18 protein-coding genes are annotated in these 20806 nt (G+C 45.5%); 10 read left to right on the top strand and 8 right to left on the bottom strand.

Annotation, left to right across the window (positions count from 1 at the left end; genetic code table 11):
* Positions 1 to 41 precede the first annotated feature (41 nt).
* Together TOLA_RS07590 and TOLA_RS07585 are read left to right on the top strand one after the other, a co-directional pair.
* Positions 42 to 1697, top strand: coding sequence for a multidrug ABC transporter permease/ATP-binding protein (locus TOLA_RS07590; RefSeq protein ID WP_015878575.1), 1656 nt, complete (start codon positions 42 to 44; stop codon positions 1695 to 1697).
* Positions 1698 to 1813: 116 nt separating this feature from the next.
* Positions 1814 to 3991, top strand: a complete 2178-nt coding sequence (locus tag TOLA_RS07585) for a TonB-dependent receptor (RefSeq protein ID WP_015878574.1) — start codon at positions 1814 to 1816, stop codon at positions 3989 to 3991.
* A 34-nt stretch (positions 3992 to 4025) separates the two neighbouring features.
* Here TOLA_RS07585 and fhuB read toward each other — a convergent pair whose 3' ends face one another.
* Genes fhuB through TOLA_RS07570 form a run of 3 tightly spaced genes read right to left on the bottom strand, consistent with a single transcriptional unit; the run spans position 4026 to position 7600 of the window.
* Positions 4026 to 5918, bottom strand: a complete 1893-nt coding sequence (gene fhuB / locus TOLA_RS07580; RefSeq protein WP_015878573.1) for a Fe(3+)-hydroxamate ABC transporter permease FhuB — start codon at positions 5916 to 5918, stop codon at positions 4026 to 4028.
* Between the two features lie 4 nt (positions 5919 to 5922).
* Positions 5923 to 6825, bottom strand: a complete 903-nt coding sequence (locus TOLA_RS07575; protein ID WP_015878572.1) for an ABC transporter substrate-binding protein — start codon at positions 6823 to 6825, stop codon at positions 5923 to 5925.
* Between the two features lie 7 nt (positions 6826 to 6832).
* On the bottom strand, positions 6833 to 7600 hold the full coding sequence (locus TOLA_RS07570; RefSeq protein ID WP_015878571.1) for an ATP-binding cassette domain-containing protein: 768 nt from the start codon (positions 7598 to 7600) through the stop codon (positions 6833 to 6835).
* Between the two features lie 532 nt (positions 7601 to 8132).
* Between TOLA_RS07570 and argG the strand changes: the two genes are divergently transcribed.
* Entirely contained in the window at positions 8133 to 9461 is a 1329-nt protein-coding gene (argG, locus tag TOLA_RS07565) for an argininosuccinate synthase (protein WP_015878570.1), read from the top strand.
* Positions 9462 to 9542: 81 nt separating this feature from the next.
* Here argG and TOLA_RS07560 read toward each other — a convergent pair whose 3' ends face one another.
* The 3 genes from TOLA_RS07560 to TOLA_RS07550 all read right to left on the bottom strand — a co-directional run bounded on the left by TOLA_RS07560 (position 9543) and on the right by TOLA_RS07550 (position 11660).
* The gene (locus TOLA_RS07560) at positions 9543 to 9803 is read right to left on the bottom strand and encodes a SemiSWEET family sugar transporter (protein WP_015878569.1); all 261 of its coding nucleotides are present in this window, start codon (positions 9801 to 9803) and stop codon (positions 9543 to 9545) included.
* Between the two features lie 47 nt (positions 9804 to 9850).
* Complete coding sequence (locus TOLA_RS07555) at positions 9851 to 11284, bottom strand: 6-phospho-beta-glucosidase (protein ID WP_015878568.1); 1434 nt, start codon at positions 11282 to 11284, stop codon at positions 9851 to 9853.
* A gap of 70 nt (positions 11285 to 11354) precedes the next feature.
* Positions 11355 to 11660, bottom strand: coding sequence for a PTS sugar transporter subunit IIB (locus TOLA_RS07550; protein WP_015878567.1), 306 nt, complete (start codon positions 11658 to 11660; stop codon positions 11355 to 11357).
* A gap of 159 nt (positions 11661 to 11819) precedes the next feature.
* Here TOLA_RS07550 and TOLA_RS07545 point away from each other — a divergent pair, with 159 nt between their 5' ends.
* The 7 genes from TOLA_RS07545 (at position 11820) to TOLA_RS07515 (ending at position 17110) form a co-directional block, all read left to right on the top strand.
* On the top strand, positions 11820 to 12398 hold the full coding sequence (locus tag TOLA_RS07545) for a YiiX/YebB-like N1pC/P60 family cysteine hydrolase (RefSeq protein WP_015878566.1): 579 nt from the start codon (positions 11820 to 11822) through the stop codon (positions 12396 to 12398).
* Between the two features lie 148 nt (positions 12399 to 12546).
* A complete protein-coding gene (locus TOLA_RS07540; protein ID WP_015878565.1) occupies positions 12547 to 13191 on the top strand; it encodes a site-2 protease family protein in 645 nt (214 codons plus the stop codon).
* A 115-nt stretch (positions 13192 to 13306) separates the two neighbouring features.
* The gene (locus tag TOLA_RS07535; RefSeq protein WP_015878564.1) at positions 13307 to 13618 is read left to right on the top strand and encodes a DUF3144 domain-containing protein; all 312 of its coding nucleotides are present in this window, start codon (positions 13307 to 13309) and stop codon (positions 13616 to 13618) included.
* Between the two features lie 215 nt (positions 13619 to 13833).
* On the top strand, positions 13834 to 14538 hold the full coding sequence (locus TOLA_RS07530; RefSeq protein WP_015878563.1) for a hypothetical protein: 705 nt from the start codon (positions 13834 to 13836) through the stop codon (positions 14536 to 14538).
* Positions 14539 to 14721: 183 nt separating this feature from the next.
* The gene (locus tag TOLA_RS07525) at positions 14722 to 15384 is read left to right on the top strand and encodes a thiopurine S-methyltransferase (protein ID WP_015878562.1); all 663 of its coding nucleotides are present in this window, start codon (positions 14722 to 14724) and stop codon (positions 15382 to 15384) included.
* Between the two features lie 552 nt (positions 15385 to 15936).
* A complete protein-coding gene (locus TOLA_RS07520) occupies positions 15937 to 16497 on the top strand; it encodes a sugar O-acetyltransferase (protein ID WP_015878561.1) in 561 nt (186 codons plus the stop codon).
* A gap of 109 nt (positions 16498 to 16606) precedes the next feature.
* Entirely contained in the window at positions 16607 to 17110 is a 504-nt protein-coding gene (locus TOLA_RS07515; RefSeq protein ID WP_015878560.1) for a TIGR00645 family protein, read from the top strand.
* 43 nt (positions 17111 to 17153) lie between these two features.
* Here the strand turns inward: TOLA_RS07515 and TOLA_RS07510 are convergent, their stop codons facing one another.
* A complete protein-coding gene (locus tag TOLA_RS07510) occupies positions 17154 to 18350 on the bottom strand; it encodes an MFS transporter (protein WP_015878559.1) in 1197 nt (398 codons plus the stop codon).
* A gap of 102 nt (positions 18351 to 18452) precedes the next feature.
* On the bottom strand, positions 18453 to 20549 hold the full coding sequence (helD, locus tag TOLA_RS07505; protein WP_015878558.1) for a DNA helicase IV: 2097 nt from the start codon (positions 20547 to 20549) through the stop codon (positions 18453 to 18455).
* Positions 20550 to 20806: the final 257 nt, after the last annotated feature.

Genomic DNA, 20806 nt, shown 5'->3' with positions numbered 1-20806 from the left:
CGATAATGGGAATAGTTATCAGTATTGGTTAAAAAACATATATGGATTTGTTACGCGTTGTATATCGCCACTATCGTTTGCCCTTCATTGGTATTTTGTTGCTGAGCTTAGCCAGCGCAGGTCTGGGCATTAGTGTTATTGCATTCATTAACCGGTATCTGATTGAGCATATCAGTGAACCGATGATGGTATTACCGCAGTTCCTCGGTCTGGTGTTGTTACTGATGGCTATTACGCTGGCCTCGCAACTCTCCATGACCACGTTGGGGCACTATTTCGTTTATCAGTTACGCAACAAAATCATCAAGCAGATCCTGGACACAGACATCATCCGCCTTGAGCAATTAGGCAGTGCAAAATTACAAGCCAGTCTGTCCAGTGATATCCGGAATATCACTATCGCCTTCGTTCGGTTACCCGAGCTTATTCAGGGCGTGATTCTGACGATTGGTGCCGCAGCTTATCTGAGCTGGCTGTCACCTGGTATTCTGGCGGTCACGGCAATCAGCCTGATCATCACCATTTTGGGCAGCTGGTATCTGGTATCACATGTCTATCGTCATCTTAACCACGTTCGTACCGCCGAAGATCAATTGTATAAAAATTATCAGTCGGTAATTGATGGCCGCAACGAGCTGGCATTGAATCGCGATCGGGCAAAAGCGTTATATGAGCTGACATATCAGACAAACGCGAGTACTTACCGGCGTCATATTATTCTCGCAGATACTTTTCATCTGAGTGCGGTGAACTGGTCAAATATCATGATGCTGGCGGCAATCGGATTGGTCTTTTTTCTGGCTAATAGTCTGGGCTGGGCCAATAGTAATGTCGCCGCAACCTTTTCGCTGACATTGCTGTTTTTGCGTACGCCGCTTTTACAAGCGGTCGGTGCCATCCCCACTTTACTCAGTGCTCAGGTCGCCTTTAATCAATTGCGGTCGCTGGAGCTCGCGGAGTATGAAACCGGGTTTGAGGTAAACCGGATTAAATCTTCCTGGCAGACATTAGAGTTCCGGGAGGTTCATTTCCAGTATCCGCAAACGGATGATAAACCCGGATTTGATGTCGGCCCGATTTCTCTGACCATTCACAATGGGGAGCAACTATTTCTGATTGGCGGAAATGGCAGTGGTAAATCGACATTCGCCAAGTTGTTAACCGGCCTTTATACCCCATCATCAGGCTCTGTTCTGCTGGATGGTGCCATGATTGATATAGCAAACCGTCAGGCTTACCGGCAGCTGTTTTCTTCTGTTTTCACTGACTTCCATCTGTTTGATGAATTACTGGGTCCGAAGGGCGAGCAGGCAGATCCAGCGTTAGTTGAGATATGGCTTAATCATTTGAATATGAAAGAAAAACTGAATTTTGATGGTGAGAGGATTACAAATATTCAGTTATCTCAGGGGCAAAAAAAGCGTCTGGCACTGTTGCTGGCGATTGCTGAGGAACGGGATTTTGTCTTGCTTGATGAGTGGGCTGCCGATCAGGATCCTCAATTCCGGCGTGTTTTCTATCATGAACTATTGAACTACCTACGGGAGATGGGGAAAACGGTGTTAGCGATCAGTCATGATGATCATTACTTTGAGAAAGCAGACCGTTTAATTGAAATGAACAAGGGGAAATTAACTGAACTATCCGGTCAGGAACGCGCATTAGCGAGTCAGGATGCTGTTTCAAAGCTCGGATAAATAACATCGGAAGGACATTACAGGAAGAATATCACTGATCGATATTGATAATGCGAATGGTTATCAATAATATATCGGGCGTATTATTCATCCCCCTTTTAATGAGGTTTTCTGTAATGCCCCCATCTGATCGCTTACAACGCTTGCGTCTCCACCCTCTTTCTGTCGCTATTCTAAGTTGCATCACACTGACTTCCGGTGTCGTTTTTGCTGAATCCAAAGACGTAAAAACGCTGGATACAGTCACCGTCAGTGATTCGGTTCTGGCAAATGGCAATACCCTGGAAAGTGCTTATGCCGGTGGTCAGGTAGCCAATGCAGCCCGCATCGGTGTATTAGGCGAAAGCAATGCAAATGACGTCCCATTCAATGTGGTTGGTTACACCGCTGAGCTGATAGAAAACCAGCAGGCTGAAACAGTAGCTGATGTATTGGAAAATGATGCGTCAGTGCAAAGCGGCTTTGGTTATGGCAACTATGCCGAGAAATTCATGATCCGCGGGTTTGAACTCAATGGTGAAGATATCTCCTTTGGCGGTTTGTATGGCGTATTGCCACGGCAAATTGTTTTAACCGATATCGCAGAACGCGTTGAATTATTTAAAGGTTCAAGTGCTTTCGCTAACGGGGTTTCGCCTTCAGGTTCCGGTATCGGTGGGGCCATTAACATTGAACCCAAGCGGGCAGCAGCAAATCAAAAAACGGAAGTCACTGCCGATTATGCTTCTGATGGTTATGTTGCCGGCGGACTTGATACCGGCACCCGCTTCGGTAGCAACGAGCAATTTGGTGTTCGCATAAATCTGAAACATGGTGAAGGCGATACCGCGATCGATAACGAATCACGGGAAAACAGCTCTGTCTTTGTCGGTCTGGATCATGATTCCGGAAAATCCCGCACCTCACTTGATGTCGGACATCAGGAAAGTGTTGTTGATGGCGGACGCTCTGTCGTTTATGCCGGTTCATCCCTCACCGAAGTACCGGATGCACCTGACGCATCCACCAACTACGCCCCTTACTGGGCCAGCACGAATCTTAAAACCAATTTTGGTATGTTGCGCAATGAGTATGATCTTGCGAAAAACTGGACGACTTATGCCGGTATCGGTGGGAATGATACAAAAGAGTCAGGTCAGTACAGCTCGCCTACCGTGCTGAATTCACAAGGCGATGCAAGCATTGGCCGCATGTATGTTCCGTATTGGGCGAAAAGCATTGCTGGTCAGGCAGGTGTCAGAGGAAAAGTTGAAACGAATAATGTCAGTCATCAGCTGAATATGGGCTATTCCGGTTTCTTCCGTAAAACAGGCTCTGCCTATGAAATGGATTCTTACAATCAGGCGACGAACATCTATTCTCCGGCCGATTTGGCTTACCAGCCAACCGTATGGAGTGGCGGTGACAGAAATGATCCGGAAGTCCGTTCACGTACGCGGGCGCATGGGATATCTGCATCAGATACCTTAGGGTTTATGGAAGATCAACTCCTCGTAACATTGGGTGCCCGTTATCAAAAAATAGAGCTGTTTAACTATGATTATTCCGGCAGTTACAGCGATGGTTTCAGCGATCACGATATAACGCCTGTCTATGGTGTTGTGTATAAGCCTGTCGAACATGTCTCTTTATATGCCAACCATATAGAGGCATTACAACCCGGTGAATCCGCACCTGTCGGCACCACGAATGCCGGAAATAACATTGGTATCAAGCGTTCAACCCAGAATGAAGTGGGTGCAAAATATGATAACAATACCCTTGGTGCCGGGATCAGCCTTTTCGAAATCGAACAACCAAATGCTTACATCAATACAGCAACCAATACTTATGGCTATTTTGGTGAGCAGCGTAATCGCGGCATTGAATTGAGTGTTTTCGGCACACCAGCAGATAGTGTCCGGTTATTAAGCAGCGCAACCTTTATTGATTCAGAACTGACTAAAACCCAGGATGGATTAAATCAGGGTAATCAGGCCGTTGGTGTTGCCAAATACCGCTTTGTAACCAGTGGTGAATGGGATATTCCTAATCTGCAGGGCTGGACAGCGTCTGCTCGTGTTGTTCATACCGGTTCTCAATATCTGAATGCGGCAAATACCTTAGAACTGTCACCGTGGACACGCCTCGACCTTGGTGTGCGCTATGAGTTACCGCTGGAAAAACAGATGCTGACCATCCGTGCGAATGTTGAAAATGTCACCAATGAAAATTACTGGGCATCTGCAACCGGTGGGTATCTGACTCAGGGTGATCCGATGACGGCAAAACTTTCCGCTTCTGTAACATTCTGATAATTAAGGAGCCACATGATGTGGCTCCTCTCTTTTATGCCTTCCGTAAAATCCACATAAAGTAAGTACCCCCGATGAGTGAGGCAACCAGCCCGGCAGGTAATTCTTGCGGAAAGAGGATCTGGCGACCCGCCCAATCCGCTAATACCATCAGAATGCCACCCAGCAATGCCGCCCCCATCAACTGATTTCCGGCCCGGGATAACCCTAACAGGCGAGCCATGTGCGGTGCCAATAATCCGACAAAGGAAAGCGGACCAACAATCAGAGTAGAAACGACCGTTAATATCGCCACAAAGACCAGTAGTACCAGACGGGCCTGATTCGTATCAATGCCAATCGATTTTACGGTCGCATTGCCCAGCGGTAATACATCCAGCCAGCGAATGAATAAACGGCTGACAAACAGCATGGCCACAGAAAACAGCAGGACCAGAATGGCTGATTTAAAGTCAACGTAATAGGTGGATCCAGAGATCCAGGCGAGCATTTGCTGTCCGCGAGGATCATTATTAGCCAGCAGGATGGTGTTCAGCGGTTCAAATAAAGCCGTTATAGCAATACCGGTAAGTAATACCCGATCAGACTGAAAACCGCTCCGGTGGTTTAACACAATGAGTATTGCCAAAACGGCCATTGCACTCAGTACGCCCACCGCACATAACATTATCATGGACGCTGACGGGAATAAAAAAAGCGTTGTTATCAAACCAATTGCCGCACCACTGCTAATACCTAACAACTCCGGACTCGCCATCGGATTGCCACTCAGGCGCTGTATGATCGTTCCCGCCAAAGCGAGTAAAATTCCCGCAGCAGCAGCGGCAAGTATGCGTGGTAAACGCCATTCATAAGCGGCATGCAAAGATAACCATGATGGCACCTCCCATCCGTCAGTTCCCTGTCCTGCAATTAATGCCACAAAAGCCGACACGAACAGCAACATCAATAGCACGGCCGATACTTTCGCAGGAGCAGCGGCGCGATACGATACGAGAGCACCCTGTGTATCCGGGGGAATTTGCCGTCCCATTTTTAATCGGGGAATAAGCCATAAAAGCAGCGGTGCACCTAATAACGCCGTCGTTGCCCCCGTCGGAATAAGTGACGGAAGTTGATCGGATAAAAGCTGTACCAGCAAATCAGTACTCAGCAGCAATAATGCCCCTAATACCGGAGACCATACCATCCGTTGTTTTAAAGTGCGGGCACCCAGTAGTTTTGCGATCGCGGGAGCCGCCAGGCCAATAAAACTGATAATACCGGCTACGCTAACGACGCAACCGGTCAGAAAAATGGCCATTCCCAATGCCGTAAAACGCAAATAACGTAATGAAACACCCAGGCTTTTGGCACTTCGCTCATCCAGATCCAGCACAGATAGCGGTTTAAGCAAAAGTATAGCGAGGCTGAATACGACAAGTATCCGGGGGATCAGGTAAGACACCCCGCGCCAGCTGTTCTGGTCTAAAGAACCACCGCCCCAGATCATCAGGCCCTTTAACTCTTCCTGATAAAACAGCAGTAATGTCATGCTGATTGATGAAAAGTACAGGTTTACAACCAGACCAGCCAAAACAACAACCAGCGGCGCCAGACCTCTTCTCCAGGTTAAGGCAAACACCAGCAACACGGCGATTGTGCCGCCCAGCATGGCTATCCATTCACTGCCGTATAACAACCAGCCAGGCATAAACAAGGTCGTCATCAGCAACGCTAATTGCGCACCTGTCGCTACCCCAAGTGTTGCCGGTGAGACCAGCGGATTCCGCAATACCTGCTGCATCAACAGGCCGGCCATACTTAATGCAGCGCCACAGATGATGGCAATGACAATTCGGGGTAACCAGCTGTAGTAAAAAATGACCTGGTTGATGTCCTGCAGATCAAGATTGAAAAGCGAGTGCCAGAGTGACAATGAGTTCATTATTCTATCCTTCGCATGGGACTGAGCGATCCTGCAATAATGCTTTCGCTAATTCAGATGCAAAACGGCGCGCAGAGGCAATACCACCAAAGCTCCATACCGGCGGTAAATAAACATAATTTTTTTGCTGAACCACCGGTAAAGCTGACCAGATCTTGCTTTGACTTAATTGCTTCAGAACACCGACCGGCAGAGGTTCGACAATAACTAGCTGTGCATCGTGATATTTTGCTAACCGCTCAATACCAATGGCGGAGAATCCCCAATAATTGGTTTCTTCCTGCCAGGCGTTGGAAAGTCCCATCCGTGTGATAACAGCATCAAATAAACTTTGCTTTCCATAAATTCGCATATGACGATCATCAATAAACTGAACAATCAGCAATCGCTGATTTTCTTTTTTAAAACATGTTGTTAATGATGAAAGATATGTTTCCAGTCCTGTCAGCAGTTGCTCTCCCTTTTCTGGCCGGCCTGCAACAGAGGCAATACGCCGCGTCGCCTGATAAAGATGCTCCCACACATCCCCTCCGGGTTGATACATGGATATGGAAGTCACGGGCGCAATAGAAGAAAGCACAGGTTCGAGCGTAGAAAACATGGGCGATATCAGGATCTGATCGGGTTTGAGTTGCATCAGCAGCTCACGGTTAGGTTGTGAGCGCAAACCGATATCGATTACGCCTGATGGTAATTCGGGCGCTCTCACCCAGTTCCGGTAAGACGCCGTCTGTGCCAGACCTACCGGTGGAGCACCGAGTTCAATTAAAGTTTCTGCGATGGTCCAGTCTACCGTTACCAGTCTGGGCGCTGATGTCGCCGGCGCCTCCTGAGCAGTAACGGATGAACAAAACAGGAACACAAACAGAAAAGCCGACAAGGGAAAAAAGGGATGGAATAACGGCATATTTTCCTCACGCCAGAACTGCGATCGGATGCGAATTCCGCACATTCGGCACAATATGCATAGCGATGCCATAAATAGCGGCCAAGGTATCAGGTCGCATAATATCGGCAGGCGCACCCTGCGCCAGGATCCTGCCACTATGTAATGCAACCAGGTTATCGCAATAGCGGGCAGCCATATTAATATCATGCAGCACAATAATGATGCCCAGCCCCAACTCCCGGCTTAATTGCTGGATCAGCGTTAACACCTCCGCCTGATGAGCAATATCAAGTGCGGCTAATGGTTCATCTAACAACAGAAAACGACTGCCCTGCGCAATCAGCATGGCCAGCCAAACCCGCTGTTTTTCACCACCGGATAAGGTATCAACCAGACGGTCAACTAACCGCTCCGTTTGTGTCAGCCGGATTGCACGCTCAACCTGAGCCGCATCTTCCTGAGTATGCTGGCCCAGTAATCCGTGCCATGGATAACGGCCAAACGCAATCAATTCCCGCCCCGTCAGATTATCGCCTGCCGGCAGATGCTGAGGTAAATAAGCAACCTGACGGGCAAACAATTTGCTTCGCCATGATGCAAGTGATTGTCCGTCAAACTCGATGACACCCGCTGTTGGCTTGTTTTGCTGAGCCAGTAATTTAAGTAATGTCGATTTACCGGATCCGTTATGTCCGATCAGGCCATGAACTTTACCCGGAGCAAACTGGATGTTTGTTGAATGCAACAACCGCTTACAGCCAATGTCGAAAACAACATTCTTCATTTCAAACATAGGAACACCTGCTATTTATCATTGTAGAGATGATAATGCAGATGATAATTGTTATCAATTAAGTGTAGGGATTATTGTCTTGGGTTTACGGAGATGAAACCGTTTTTGTGAGTGATTTTGTTCATATTTTTACGCATTTACTGATACGGTATGCATGTACTGTGAAATTAGAGAGTTATTCACCGGAAAAACATAATTTTTTCGAATAAATACGCTCTCCTCTCTTCCCGTCAGCGGGAAAAGATGTTTAAATTCTCACTCACTTATTATGCATAAATATGCATGATTAAAATAAAGACAATTTATATGATGTGCGTTAGTTAAACAGCACACATATTTTGTTGACCACAAGCACAGGTACGGCATATTTTCTTATCCGCGTGCATGAATGCGCAGTTGTGGTTGGTCGTTCTGAAACGGTAAGCCAGCTTTATGATAGCTTCAGATTTCAGACACAGTTTCAGGTTGATAAATGCACAATCCGGTACCGGCAATGCGTTTATCCATAGTTCTTTCGAGCAGGATTAAAATTATGACTACGATTCTCAAGCATCTTCCAGTTGGCGAACGGATTGGTATCGCTTTTTCTGGTGGTCTGGATACCAGTGCAGCACTGCTGTGGATGCGTCAGAAAGGCGCTGTGCCTTACGCTTATACTGCTAACCTGGGTCAGCCAGATGAAGAAGATTATGATGCGATTCCTCGCCGTGCGATGGAATATGGTGCAGAGAACGCCAGATTAATCGACTGCCGCAAGCAGCTGGTAGCAGAAGGTATTGCTGCCATTCAGTGTGGTGCTTTCCATAACACCACTGCCGGTGTTGCCTATTTCAACACTACCCCGCTCGGCCGTGCAGTAACCGGTACTATGCTGGTAGCTGCAATGAAAGATGACGGCGTGAACATCTGGGGTGACGGCAGTACTTATAAAGGCAACGATATCGAGCGTTTCTATCGCTACGGTCTGCTGACTAACGCTGAACTGCAAATATACAAACCTTGGCTGGACACTGACTTCATTGATGAACTGGGTGGTCGTCAGGAAATGTCTGAGTTCATGATCCAGGCCGGTTTTGATTACAAAATGTCAGTAGAAAAAGCATATTCAACTGACTCAAACATCCTGGGTGCCACTCACGAAGCGAAAGATCTGGAATTCCTGAACTCCAGCGTCAAAATCGTTAACCCAATCATGGGCGTTAAATTCTGGGATGAGAACGTCAAGATCCCGGCTGAAGAAGTGACTATCCGTTTTGAACGCGGCTACCCTGTTGCGCTGAACGGCGTGACTTTCAGTGATGATGTTGAACTAATGCTGGAAGCTAACCGCATTGGTGGTCGTCATGGTCTGGGTATGAGCGACCAGATCGAAAACCGCATTATCGAAGCGAAGAGCCGCGGTATTTATGAAGCACCAGGTATGGCGCTGCTGCATATCGCTTACGAACGTCTGGTAACAGGTATTCACAACGAAGACACCATCGAGCTGTACCATGCACATGGTCGTCAGCTGGGTCGTTTCCTGTATCAGGGCCGTTGGTTCGACTCTCAGGCTCTGATGCTGCGTGATGCGTCTCAGCGTTGGGTTGCAAGTGCCATCACCGGTGAAGTGACTTTAGAACTGCGCCGCGGTAATGACTACACCATCCTGAACACAGTGTCAGATAACCTGACCTATCAGGCAGAACGTCTGACAATGGAAAAAGGTGAATCTACGTTCTCACCAGATGATCGTATTGGTCAGCTGACTATGCGTAACCTGGATATCACTGATACCCGTGCAAAACTGATGAACTATGTAGAAACTGGTCTGCTGACCGCTTCTGCTGGTACTGGTCTGCCACAGGTAGAAAAGAAATAATCATCCGGCGAAAGCCATGATGCAAAAGGGGCATGAATCTCATGCCCCTTTTTTGTGTTCGGCTATTGTGAAATACCAGTATCAACGATAGCGGATCTTCATCCCCAGAATTACTGAAGCCAGTGCCAGCGTAATACCATTCGCCGCAACAATAGCAATCTGACCATTACTGATCCCATAAATACACCACAACATAACACCCAGTGTAAATGCGACATACATAACCAGCGAAATGCCGGAAACATCGCGAGTTTTCAATATTTTGAAAACTTGTGGGATAAATGAACCAGTCGTCAGACAACCCGCTATCAACCCCAGTAATTCAACTGATGACGCATCCATTAATACACCCTCCAAAAAAATATCCCCTCACTTGGAGGGGAGCAATATTATAATTCTTCGCCGTTACTGCTGATTACTTTCTGATACCAGCCAAAGCTCTTCTTGCGACTACGCGCCATGGTGCCTGTGCCATCATCATTTTTATCAACATAGATAAAACCGTAACGTTTGCGGTATTCACCAGTAGTGAAAGATACGCAATCCAGACACCCCCAAGGGGTGTAACCCATCAGATCCACGCCATCGTCAGTGACCGCTTTTTTCATCTGTTCGATGTGGGCTTTCAGGTATTCAATACGGTAGTCGTCATTGATCTCGCCGTTTTCTTCCACTTTATCAATTGCACCAAAGCCGTTTTCGACGATAAACAATGGTTTCTGATAACGTTCATACAGCGCATTCAATGAATAACGTAAACCAACCGGATCAATCTGCCAGCCCCAGTCAGAAGCACTGACATGCGGATTTTTCACGCTGCCGGCAAAACCGCTGATACCGTTACCAGAAACAACCGCGTCGGCTTTGACTGCATTTGACATGTAATAGCTGAAACCAACGTAATCGCAGCAGCCTTCTTTCAGGATCTGTGCATCTTCCGGTTCCATTTTGATGTTGTAACCTTTACGTTCCCAGTCTTTCAGTGCATAAGCCGGATATTCGCCGCGCATATGAACATCACCAAACAAGTAACGGTCATGCATCGCTTCCTGAGCATACATGATGTCATCCGGATGGCAGGAGAACGGATAGAGAGGAACGTAAGAAATCATGCAGCCGATTTTGAAATCCGGGTTGATTTCATGACCCAGCTTAACAACCTTGGCACTGGCAACCAGTTCATGATGCACAACCTGATACATCACTTCTTCCGGACGTTCATAGTCATTAAACACGACGCCAGAGCAGCAGTAACCAAACAGCGGATACTCGTGATTCTTCTGGTTGTTGATCTCGTTGAAGGTCATCCAGTATTTCACTTTGTTTTTATAACGACGCATCACGGTGTCGGAATAATGAACAAAGAAATCAATCACTTTACGGTTAGTCCAGCCACCGTATTCTTTCACCAGATGATTTGGCATTTCAAAATGAGACAGCGTGATTACGGGTTCGATACCATATTTCAGCAGTTCATCGAACAGATCATCATAGAACTGCAAACCCGCTTCATTCGGCTTGGTTTCGTCACCGTTCGGGAAAATACGCGTCCAGGCAATAGAAGTACGGAAGCATTTAAAACCCATTTCGGCGAATAAGGCCACGTCTTCTTTATAGTGATGATAGAAGTCGGTCGCTTCATGGTTCGGATAATAGACGCCTTCTTTGATTTCGCCGGTGATAACACGGTCAACCGTGTGTGAGCCGCCAGACAGCACATCACAAATGCTGGCACCTTTACCACCTTCGTTCCAGCCGCCTTCAACCTGATGCGCTGCAACAGCCCCACCCCACAAGAAATCTTTCGGCAACTGATGAGTCATAATCATTACTTCCTTACATGACATTTTCTGGTAATTAATACGGTTAACTTATTCGTTATTGCTGGATTGTTCAGGCCATCATGGCCAGTGCATCGGCCAGGATCTTATCACCACGCATCATGCCGTAATCCATGCTGTTGATAACAGCAATTGGCTTGCCGGCGGCATCCGCTTTTTTCTTGAACTCTTCAAATTTATATTTGATTTGCGGCCCTAACAGACAGCAGTCAAATTTCGGCAGCGTAGCGTCAAATTCTTCCATCGCGACAGCAATGATTTCTGCTTCAATGCCTTTCTGAGCAGCAGCCTGCTTCATTTTGTTCACAACCATGCTGGTAGACATGCCGGCAGCACAACAAAGAAATATTTTTTTCATAATCAAACTCTCCTGAGGTCGCTTCTATAGCGTGTTGAGGCTGATTATATCGATCCGTGCAACCGGTTACAGAAACCGGTTACAGTTTCTTGATGTGGATCTCAAAATTTTGAACTACACTTTGAACGTATCCGTTTAAAACCAGGATGGAGACCCACGATGGCAACGAAGAAGTTTGATCACTTAAAGAAGGAACACTATCAGGCTATTCGCCAAAACATTCATACGGGAGACATTTTCTTTGCTTCAGGAAATTATGCTATCAGCAAGATGATTGAGCATTTTTCAAATTCGATATTTAGTCATGTGGGTTTTATTTTTACATGGAATGACCGCATTCTTCTTTTAGAAAGCGTTGAAGATGATGGTGTTCGTGTTGTTCCTCTTAGCCAGTATGTAAATGACTATGAAAATTCAAGAAAACCATACGACGGCCGCCTCTTTATCGCCCGCTATAACACACCACTTGATACTGATGCAGTTAACAAAATGCTTGGCACTGCAGCTGATAATCTGAACAGAAAATATGATAAAGATGAAATAGCCAAGATTCTGGCCAGGGTAACGCTAAGGCTTGGAACACATAAAGAGAATGATGCCTATATCTGTTCAGAATTTGTAGATATCTGCTTTCAGTCCATTGGAATTAAGTTCCTTCGTGATCCTGAGGGATACATTTTCCCTGAGCATATTGCAGCTGATATTCATGTGGTGCCGAAATACGAAATAGTAGCTTAAGTATGCCCAGTGATTAACCCGCTCAAACCTGAAAGCCAGCGTGGATTCATCAGCAGTCCGAAAAGATTGCCTTTATTCTGAGTAAATTACGGCATAATGTGATGCTCAACACGGATTCTGACTGGCTTTCACACGGGTAGATACTTATATGAATTTTGACTATTTCTGGCTTTTCAGATCACTCCCTGCAGTAATAATAGGGCTTACCGTACATGAGCTGGCTCATGCATATACGGCATATAAACTGGGTGACATGACTGCAAAAAATGATGGTCGTCTGACGCTCAATCCATTGAAACATATTGATCCGCTCGGGTTCATTCTCATTGTGATTGCAGGATTCGGATGGGCCAAGCCTGTGAGTTTTAATCCGGACAATTTAAAGAACAAACACCGGGATGAAATTCTGATCTCGCTGGCAGGTCCGTTTTCTAATTTTTTGCTGGCAATACTATTTTTAATAGTGGCCAGAGGCCTCTACTTTTTCCCCTATTTCAGTGGCACAGAGGTCGGTCTTGCTACGATTAACTTACTGATTCTGTGGAGCGTTATAAATTTCGGGTTATTTATCTTTAATCTTATCCCGATCCCACCGCTCGATGGATCGCATATTTACATGACCTTCCTGAAAGAAACCAATCCCAAGTTACTGCAAAATATGTACAAATACGGCACATTGGGATTACTGCTTATAATATTAATCCAGAGCAATACGAAGATAGAAATATTGCCACTGGGGCCATTAATCCGAGGCATTACAAATGTCTTTATCTCCATTCTGCAGTTCAAATAACTTTGTTAAACCGGAAACTATTTTTTCATTTACAAAACCATGAAACATCTTCACATTGCTCACTGCGCAGGGCCCGCTACCCGGTTCTGGCCTGCTGACTGAATAGGAGAAATATATGAGTGACGAAATGCAAGAAACACAAGAAACACAAGAAATCCAGGATGAAGCATTCTGGGACCGCATTGATGAGGTTGTTGATCTGGCTAATCAACAAACAGAACATGCTGAAAGTGATGATGTAAGCTCTTCTTTGCTTTACGCGACAGCACGGTTTAATGCATACCTTCTTGCATCCTCAGCTGAAAATGCTGATGAAATAAAAGCTGGCAAAGAGTCCGCAGTTGAATATTTTACGGAGAAATATCGTCAGCTTCTCATTGAGAACATTGATGATTACATAGAAAATTTCGACGAATACAATTCGTAAGCTCTATATACAGAGCACAGGACTGGTCAGGTCACCGGCCATGGCCAGTCAGTTTTTCCTTCTGAATCAACATTCCTGCGCAAGTTGCCACTATCAGGCTTGATGTGTGCCCCAATAGTGTGACAAACAATCAAATATTAGAATTGTTTAATATACCCGTCATTGATCATTGCTATAGTTGATACTAATTCATCAATTAGTCCTGAGATCGTGTTATGAAGAGATTAATCATAGCGAGCGCTTTAACACTATTTTTGTCCACAACCTATGCTGCTGATGCTTTTACCGATGCAATGCAACAGGCTTATGCGCCATACCGGGTTGCCTTATTTAAAACAAATAATGGCACTCCGGATGAGGCAACAAAAAGCGTTCAGCAAGCCAAACAGGCCTGGAAGAAAATAACAGACCAATTTTCGGCTCAACCCCCTGCCCCTTATGATCGTGACGAAAAATTTGCAGCTACATTAGAAACGGTAATGCAGGTTTATAACCAGGCCGAAGAACAGGCGACACAGAAACAACTGGCTAAGTCTCATGAAACGCTGGAGAAAGTCCGGGAAGCACTTGCTGATCTCCGGCATCGCAACCAAGTGATCATTTATAGTGATCATATGAATGCATATCACTCTGTGATGGAGCAAATACTGGAGGAAAACAAGAAAATACTGGCCGAACCGGATGGTATTCAGCAACTAACCGCAAAAGCAGGCGTGTTGATCTACCTCAGTGAAAAACTTCGTACCGAAGCACCAGAGCAATACCGCAATAATGCTGAATTCACCAAGTTAATTGATAGCCAAAAATCTTCTGTGGATGCACTTCGGGAAGCGTTATTTAAAAATGATGCACCGGCCATTCATGCTGCAATCACCAAACTGAAAATGCCTTACTCTAAATTATTTCTGAAGTTTGGCTAAAACCTGACACAGAGAGCTTTGGCGATGTGTGGTTCAATGCTTTCCGGTCTTGCCAGATTTATACTGTTGGCTATTTGAACTGAAACCATGCTAGCTTCAGGTAAACCACCTTATGTTCGCATGGTCCGTTCGCATTCTGCAGAACTCATCCTGTACACATTATGAAACAGGAGACGAGTTTCGATGAGTAATCAACGCTGGAAGAATAAATGGAAACAGGATGATATCGGTTTCCACCAACTACACATTAATCCTCTGTTGCCACAATTCTGGCCAAATCTTAATTTAACAGCCGGCGATACAGTGCTGGTACCTTTGTGTGGCAAGAGTCTGGATATGAGCTGGTTCCTGGCTGAAGGGTATAAGGTTATTGGTATAGAGCTCAGCAACATCGCCATTCAGGCTTTTTTTGCCGAACGAAATATAGTCCCTACCCGTTCACGGCATGGTCGCTTTATCCGCTGGCAGCACGATGATATTCAGATTTGGTGCGGTGATCTGTTTGATCTCAGTGAAGCGGATTTACGCGGTGTCAGTGCGATCTACGATTGTGCTGCGCTGACTGCATTGCCACCTGAAAGTCGCATTCAATATGTCCGGCATCTTAGTACTATGTTGCCTGCAGATATTCAGCTATTACTGCTCACCACCGAATCTATCGATACCCTTTCTGCTGAACAACCATCTGTCATCGACAGTGAAGTCGCAAGTCTTTTTCAGTCCTGGTTTAGCGTTGAATTATTGCATGGTAATCAATGCATTAAGGTTGACCCGGAATATCCTGAAGAATCAGCACGATTACTTGAGGAAAAAGTTTACCGGATGCAATTTCACGCCGTTGCATAGTTCATGGTACTCCCCCTCTTAGTTTTGGCTAACAACCAGCGGTTTTTGTTCAGACCACTGGTTGTGATGGTTTCTCGGTAGTGGGGATTTTTCTTTTTGGGTAAACACACAATATTGAACATAATAGTTGTGACGACGAATATAAGAAAGCAAAAATAAACCCGGCGCATGATAGTGCCGGGTTTGATTCAATGAAAACCGGGAAGGATGTTAAGCACTATTGCGGGTGTTTTTTCTCCCGTTTGATAGCTTTTTTCTCTTTATCAGTCATTGCTGGTTTTTTCTTTTGCTCTTTATTGCTTTGCCATATCTTGCCCATGATCTTGCTCCTCATCGGTACCAGAAGAACGCAGGTGCATTTTAAGTATAGATCGGGATTTCAGGATTTAGTGTCAATTTGTGTAGCCATCGCTATGCCAGATGGATTTGTATGATTTGTGAGTCTATTCACAGATTGTTTCTGTAACAAAAATGTAACCGGTTTCTTTGGTAGACTAAACACCAGCCTGAATCGACTTAATATAGTCATACCAACGAATAAGGAATGAAGCCATGGCAAAAACACAACGCGAATTAATGACCGCCGGAGAATTTTACGATGCCGGCGATCCTGAGCTGTCTGCAGCCAGACACGCCTCCGCGGATCTGCAATTTGAAATCAACAATCTGCGCCCGTCAGATAAAGAAACACGCAAACAGTTATTACAAAAACTGATCGGCTCATATGGTGAACAGTTTTACATCACTCCCCCGTTTCATTGCGATTATGGTTTTAATATCACGTTTGGCGAACGTTTCTATGCCAATTTTGGTTGTACCATTTTAGACGTGGCGCCAGTCATCATTGGTGATGATGTGATGTTTGGTCCTTCAGTGCAGATAGTGACAGCGACCCATCCTCTCGATTCAGCGACGCGTATCAGTGGTGTTGAATATGCGAAACCCATCACTATTGGTTCGAAAACATGGCTGGGAGCAGGCGTTATAGTTTGTCCTGGTGTCACCATCGGTGAAGGTTGTGTGATTGGGGCTGGCAGTGTTGTAGTTAAAGATATTCCTGACTATTCAATAGCGGTGGGAAATCCTTGCCGGGTGATTCGCTCCACAACCTGAGCGCTAATCAGTTCACTCGATTCGCATCTGACAAGTGTAATGAGGGTTGACCACAGCTACTGTCTCGACGAAACTAACATCATCATTAACACTTTGATTACAAGTTATCATGGAACGCTTTATTGAACGCTTGATGTATTCTGCCCGCTGGATCATGGCCCCTATCTATCTGGGGTTGAGCCTTGCATTGCTTGCTCTGGGCATTAAGTTTTTTCAGGAAGTTTTTCATATCTTCACCGTGATCATTTCCATGAAAGAAGTGGAGCTGATACTGATCATTTTGTCGCTGATTGATATTTCGCTGGTCGGTGGACTTATTGTAATGGTCATGTATTCCGGGTACGAAAACTTCGTTTCCCGCCTTGATCTGGACGATCACGATGACAAATTGAGCTGGTTAGGGAAACTGGACGCGGGTTCTCTGAAAAACAAAGTTGCAGCATCGATTGTCGCTATTTCATCTATTCATCTGCTGAAAGTTTTCATGAACACGGAGAATATCGCTGATGATAAGATCAAATGGTACCTGCTGATCCATATCACATTCGTTATGTCTGCATTTGCGATGGGCTATCTTGATAAGCTATTACGTGATAAAGATTCACCTCATTAAAAAGAAAAAGCCTGACTAATTACAGTCAGGCTTTCTTTTAACACTATTTATTGCTTTTTAATGTAGGCAGCAAGGCGGTAATTACCCCCATCAGCGGCAACCAGCCACAGAGCTGATAAACATATTCAATACCATAGTGATCCGCTAGTTGCCCCATCAACGCGGCACCAATACCCGCGATACCAAATGCGAAGCCGAAGAATAATCCGGAGATAGTACCGACTCTGCCGGGTACCAACTCCTGCGCATAAACCAGTATGGCTGAAAAAGCAGAAGCCAGAATAAAGCCAATCACAAATGACAGAACTGATGTCCAGAATAGATCGGCATGAGGTAACGCCAGCGTGAATGGCGCAACACCCAGAATGGAGAACCAGATCACTCGTTTACGACCAACCTTGTCACCGATAGGCCCACCCAGTACAGTCCCTGCAGCAACAGCAAACAGGAAGATAAACAGATGGTACTGCGCATTCTGTGCGTTCAGACCAAAATGATGCATCAGATAAAAGGTGTAGTAATTAGTCAGACTCGCCAGATAGAGATATTTTGAGGTGATCAGCAGAAGCAGCACACCGAGAGCCATCATGATTCTGGTGCGGGATAACCCGGATTCTCTGGAGGTAATATTTAACTTCTGACTACGGTGTTGTTGCCGATACCAGTTTCCCACCTTCCATAAAATAAACATGGCCAGCAGTGCTGCCAGTGAAAACCAGGCCAGACTCCCCTGCCCGAATGGGAAGATGATAACTGCGGCCAGCAAAGGACCTGTCGCTGTACCCGCATTCCCACCCACCTGAAAGATGGACTGAGCCAAACCATGTCTGCCACCGGAAGCCATGCGGGCAACCCGTGATGATTCCGGATGGAAAATTGAAGACCCTAGCCCCACCATGGCGGCAGCTATTAGTAAAAGCGGGAACGTGTGCGCCTGACTCAGCAGTAACAGACCGACACAGGTTGACCCCATACCCACGACCAGAGAATAAGGTTTGGGGTGTTTGTCGGTATAAAAACCAACCATCGGCTGCAAAATAGACGCTGTTAACTGATAGGTCAGCGTCAGCAGACCAATTTGAGTGAAATTAAGATCGTAATTGCCTTTCAGCAACGGATAGATAGCGAAAATAAGCGACTGCAGCATGTCATTAAGAAAATGCGACATACTGATAGCACCAAGAACCCGAAAACGCGTATCACTCGCTTTCGGCTGAACAAGAGCCTGAGAATCTTCCATAAGAATTTTTTGCTAAATAAAGAAAACCAGAGAGATACATTCTAACGTGATTTGAATCACATCAGCGGATTTTGTTTTTCTTTCTGTCCGGTTAGCGGAAACTTAGAATGCTGATACAAACTCATCCGTACAGACCGGATATTTCTGATTAATCAATTCCGAGATGAACGGTGAAGGTTCTGCAGGGTGATATACCAGATAGACCCGGTGACGAGCTCTGGTCAGCGCGACATAAAACAACCGTCTCTCTTCTGCATAAGAAAACGTTTCTTTCTCAGGCAATAAAAACTCAAGGATCGGATCTGTCTCTTTCAGGCTGGGGAACCCATATTTGCCGTTGTTCATCCCCAATGCAATGACGTAGTCTGCTTCTTTCCCTTTAGATGCGTGTACGGACATAAACTCAATGTCCAGATACGGATACTGGAATTCCATCTGTCGTTTAAGAATGACTGGACTATCATCACCCAGCAGAAAATTAAACCGGGCCAATACTGCAACTGACGTTTTCTGCTCGGAATAAACAGGCACATCCTGATTGAGATGATGTAATACCTGATGCAATCCCCGCTCTGAAACGGATGCCTGTACCAGAGATACGGCAGGATGCGCCACTATTGAAGCGGAGTTAATTGTTTTATTTATCTGCTCCGGATTTTTCAGTACAAACCCGGAGGCAACTTCACCAATCTTATTATTAAACCGGAACGTGGTATCAAGTGCAGTAGTCGCGGTCGCACCAAATATAGATTCAAATTGGCGGGTGATATTGATATCACTACCCGTAAAACGATAGATCGATTGCCAGTCATCTCCCACGGCAAACAGTACCGTGTCATCCCGCTGAGCTAACAAAGCCTTAAGCAAGCGGGCGCGTTCCTGACTGATATCCTGAAATTCATCCACCAGAATATGCTGATAGGGTGAGCAATAACGGCCCGACTCGACATACTCGATCGCTTTACCAATCATATCGGCAAAATCAATTTCATTTCTTTCCGTTAAATGTTGCTCGTAAGCAGCTAACACAGGCTGAAACAGTGACAGAAAGAGAGAAAAACGCACACTGCTACGTTGTTTTTTTATATCAGTAGCGAATGCCGGGAATGTCAGGTGTGATTGTTTAAATAACAGCAGGAAGTCAGCTATCAGCAGGGAGAAATCAGCTGCTGATTTCGGATAGGCACGATCTGTACAAAACTGACTGACTTTCTTTTTATATGCCTCATTCATCATCAGCTGACCAATAACATCACCAATGAACTGCATGAATGCCGCATTATTCTCAACGAAAGGCGTGATAACAGGCCATTTACCTTCCACTTTGCCAATGATCTCAAGCCCGAGTGCATGGAAGGTTTTAATAACAGGCGTTGCGTTCTTTAAAAGTGGTCGCAGGCACTTATCCTGTCGTTCCTGCATTTCTCCGGCTGCTTTTTTAGCAAAGGCCAACATCAGAATTTTTTCCGGCTGAGCTTGTGCCGTTACTAACAGATACCCTGCCCGACCAATCATCGTGCTGGTCTTGCCGGTTCCCGCCCCGGCTAAAACCAGATTATGGTCTTCATTGATAATACAGGCTTTGCGTTGTGCCAACGTTAATGTGTTCTTCTCAATATGGTCAAAAAACGACTGACACCGGAGTAACTCTTGTTTCAGGAATTTTGTGTTTGCCCGTTTTACTTTCTCTTCAGCAAAAGAAACAAAATCAGCCGAATATTTCAATGCGGCCAATTGAGAAGAAGTAGCAAAACATTCCCGTAAATAAACAGAGGTGTTCTTCAGAAGCCGGCGGCAACGTTCCACCAAATGCCGGCATTGCGATGAGCGCCGGAAAGATGACGCATCCAGAAAGGTCTGTATCTCGGTTTTAAGCTGTTTTGCTTCCTGATACTCAGCCTGTAATTGTTGCTGAACATGAAGTTTCAACGAATCATTCAGTAATTCTGAAAATTGGCGTAATTGCGATGCTGAGAAGCCTTTATACAGATACGATTTCTTAGCGGTAGTCACAGATAAATGCGACCAGAACAGACGCCGCTTGATCTTCGGCAATGAACTCATACGGCTGAATGGCAATACCATCTTTTTCTTACCATCAGAAATCTGCAGTCCTTTACTCTGCAACGTCAGCACCGATGCCGGATGCCTGAACAGCAGATTCGTCAGCCAGTTGTTCTTAATTTCGTAAGTATTCATTTAATAATTCATGTACAGAGCCCGCACCTAAAGATAACACGGGAAAAAGCTAATCTTTCATCCAGTTGGCCTGTAATCTGCACTTAATCTGGCAGCACAAAGAAAAATGCCATTACATGGCTATAAAACATACACAGAGTGATTCAGCCTCAGCTAAAATACCAAAAGGTTGTGTTCAGGCTGAATCTTTAACGCAACACATAGTGTTTGGCACATTATTCCGGTAATCATGGCTCTGCATGGTGATTTTTTCGCTG

This window comes from Tolumonas auensis DSM 9187 (genome assembly GCF_000023065.1).
Lineage (GTDB): Bacteria > Pseudomonadota > Gammaproteobacteria > Enterobacterales > Aeromonadaceae > Tolumonas > Tolumonas auensis.
This window is presented reverse-complemented; position numbering and strand designations above follow the sequence as displayed.

Coding starts and splice junctions, on each gene's coding strand:
- TOLA_RS07540 (WP_015878565.1), top strand. CDS start 12,547: ATGAATTTTGACTATTTCTGGCTTTTCAGATCACTCCCTGCAGTAATA.
- helD (WP_015878558.1), bottom strand. CDS start 20,549: ATGAATACTTACGAAATTAAGAACAACTGGCTGACGAATCTGCTGTTC.
- argG (WP_015878570.1), top strand. CDS start 8,133: ATGACTACGATTCTCAAGCATCTTCCAGTTGGCGAACGGATTGGTATC.
- TOLA_RS07550 (WP_015878567.1), bottom strand. CDS start 11,660: ATGAAAAAAATATTTCTTTGTTGTGCTGCCGGCATGTCTACCAGCATG.
- TOLA_RS07570 (WP_015878571.1), bottom strand. CDS start 7,600: ATGTTTGAAATGAAGAATGTTGTTTTCGACATTGGCTGTAAGCGGTTG.
- TOLA_RS07585 (WP_015878574.1), top strand. CDS start 1,814: ATGCCCCCATCTGATCGCTTACAACGCTTGCGTCTCCACCCTCTTTCT.
- TOLA_RS07590 (WP_015878575.1), top strand. CDS start 42: ATGGATTTGTTACGCGTTGTATATCGCCACTATCGTTTGCCCTTCATT.
- TOLA_RS07535 (WP_015878564.1), top strand. CDS start 13,307: ATGAGTGACGAAATGCAAGAAACACAAGAAACACAAGAAATCCAGGAT.
- TOLA_RS07560 (WP_015878569.1), bottom strand. CDS start 9,803: ATGGATGCGTCATCAGTTGAATTACTGGGGTTGATAGCGGGTTGTCTG.
- fhuB (WP_015878573.1), bottom strand. CDS start 5,918: ATGAACTCATTGTCACTCTGGCACTCGCTTTTCAATCTTGATCTGCAG.
- TOLA_RS07575 (WP_015878572.1), bottom strand. CDS start 6,825: ATGCCGTTATTCCATCCCTTTTTTCCCTTGTCGGCTTTTCTGTTTGTG.
- TOLA_RS07545 (WP_015878566.1), top strand. CDS start 11,820: ATGGCAACGAAGAAGTTTGATCACTTAAAGAAGGAACACTATCAGGCT.
- TOLA_RS07530 (WP_015878563.1), top strand. CDS start 13,834: ATGAAGAGATTAATCATAGCGAGCGCTTTAACACTATTTTTGTCCACA.
- TOLA_RS07525 (WP_015878562.1), top strand. CDS start 14,722: ATGAGTAATCAACGCTGGAAGAATAAATGGAAACAGGATGATATCGGT.
- TOLA_RS07510 (WP_015878559.1), bottom strand. CDS start 18,350: ATGGAAGATTCTCAGGCTCTTGTTCAGCCGAAAGCGAGTGATACGCGT.
- TOLA_RS07515 (WP_015878560.1), top strand. CDS start 16,607: ATGGAACGCTTTATTGAACGCTTGATGTATTCTGCCCGCTGGATCATG.
- TOLA_RS07520 (WP_015878561.1), top strand. CDS start 15,937: ATGGCAAAAACACAACGCGAATTAATGACCGCCGGAGAATTTTACGAT.
- TOLA_RS07555 (WP_015878568.1), bottom strand. CDS start 11,284: ATGACTCATCAGTTGCCGAAAGATTTCTTGTGGGGTGGGGCTGTTGCA.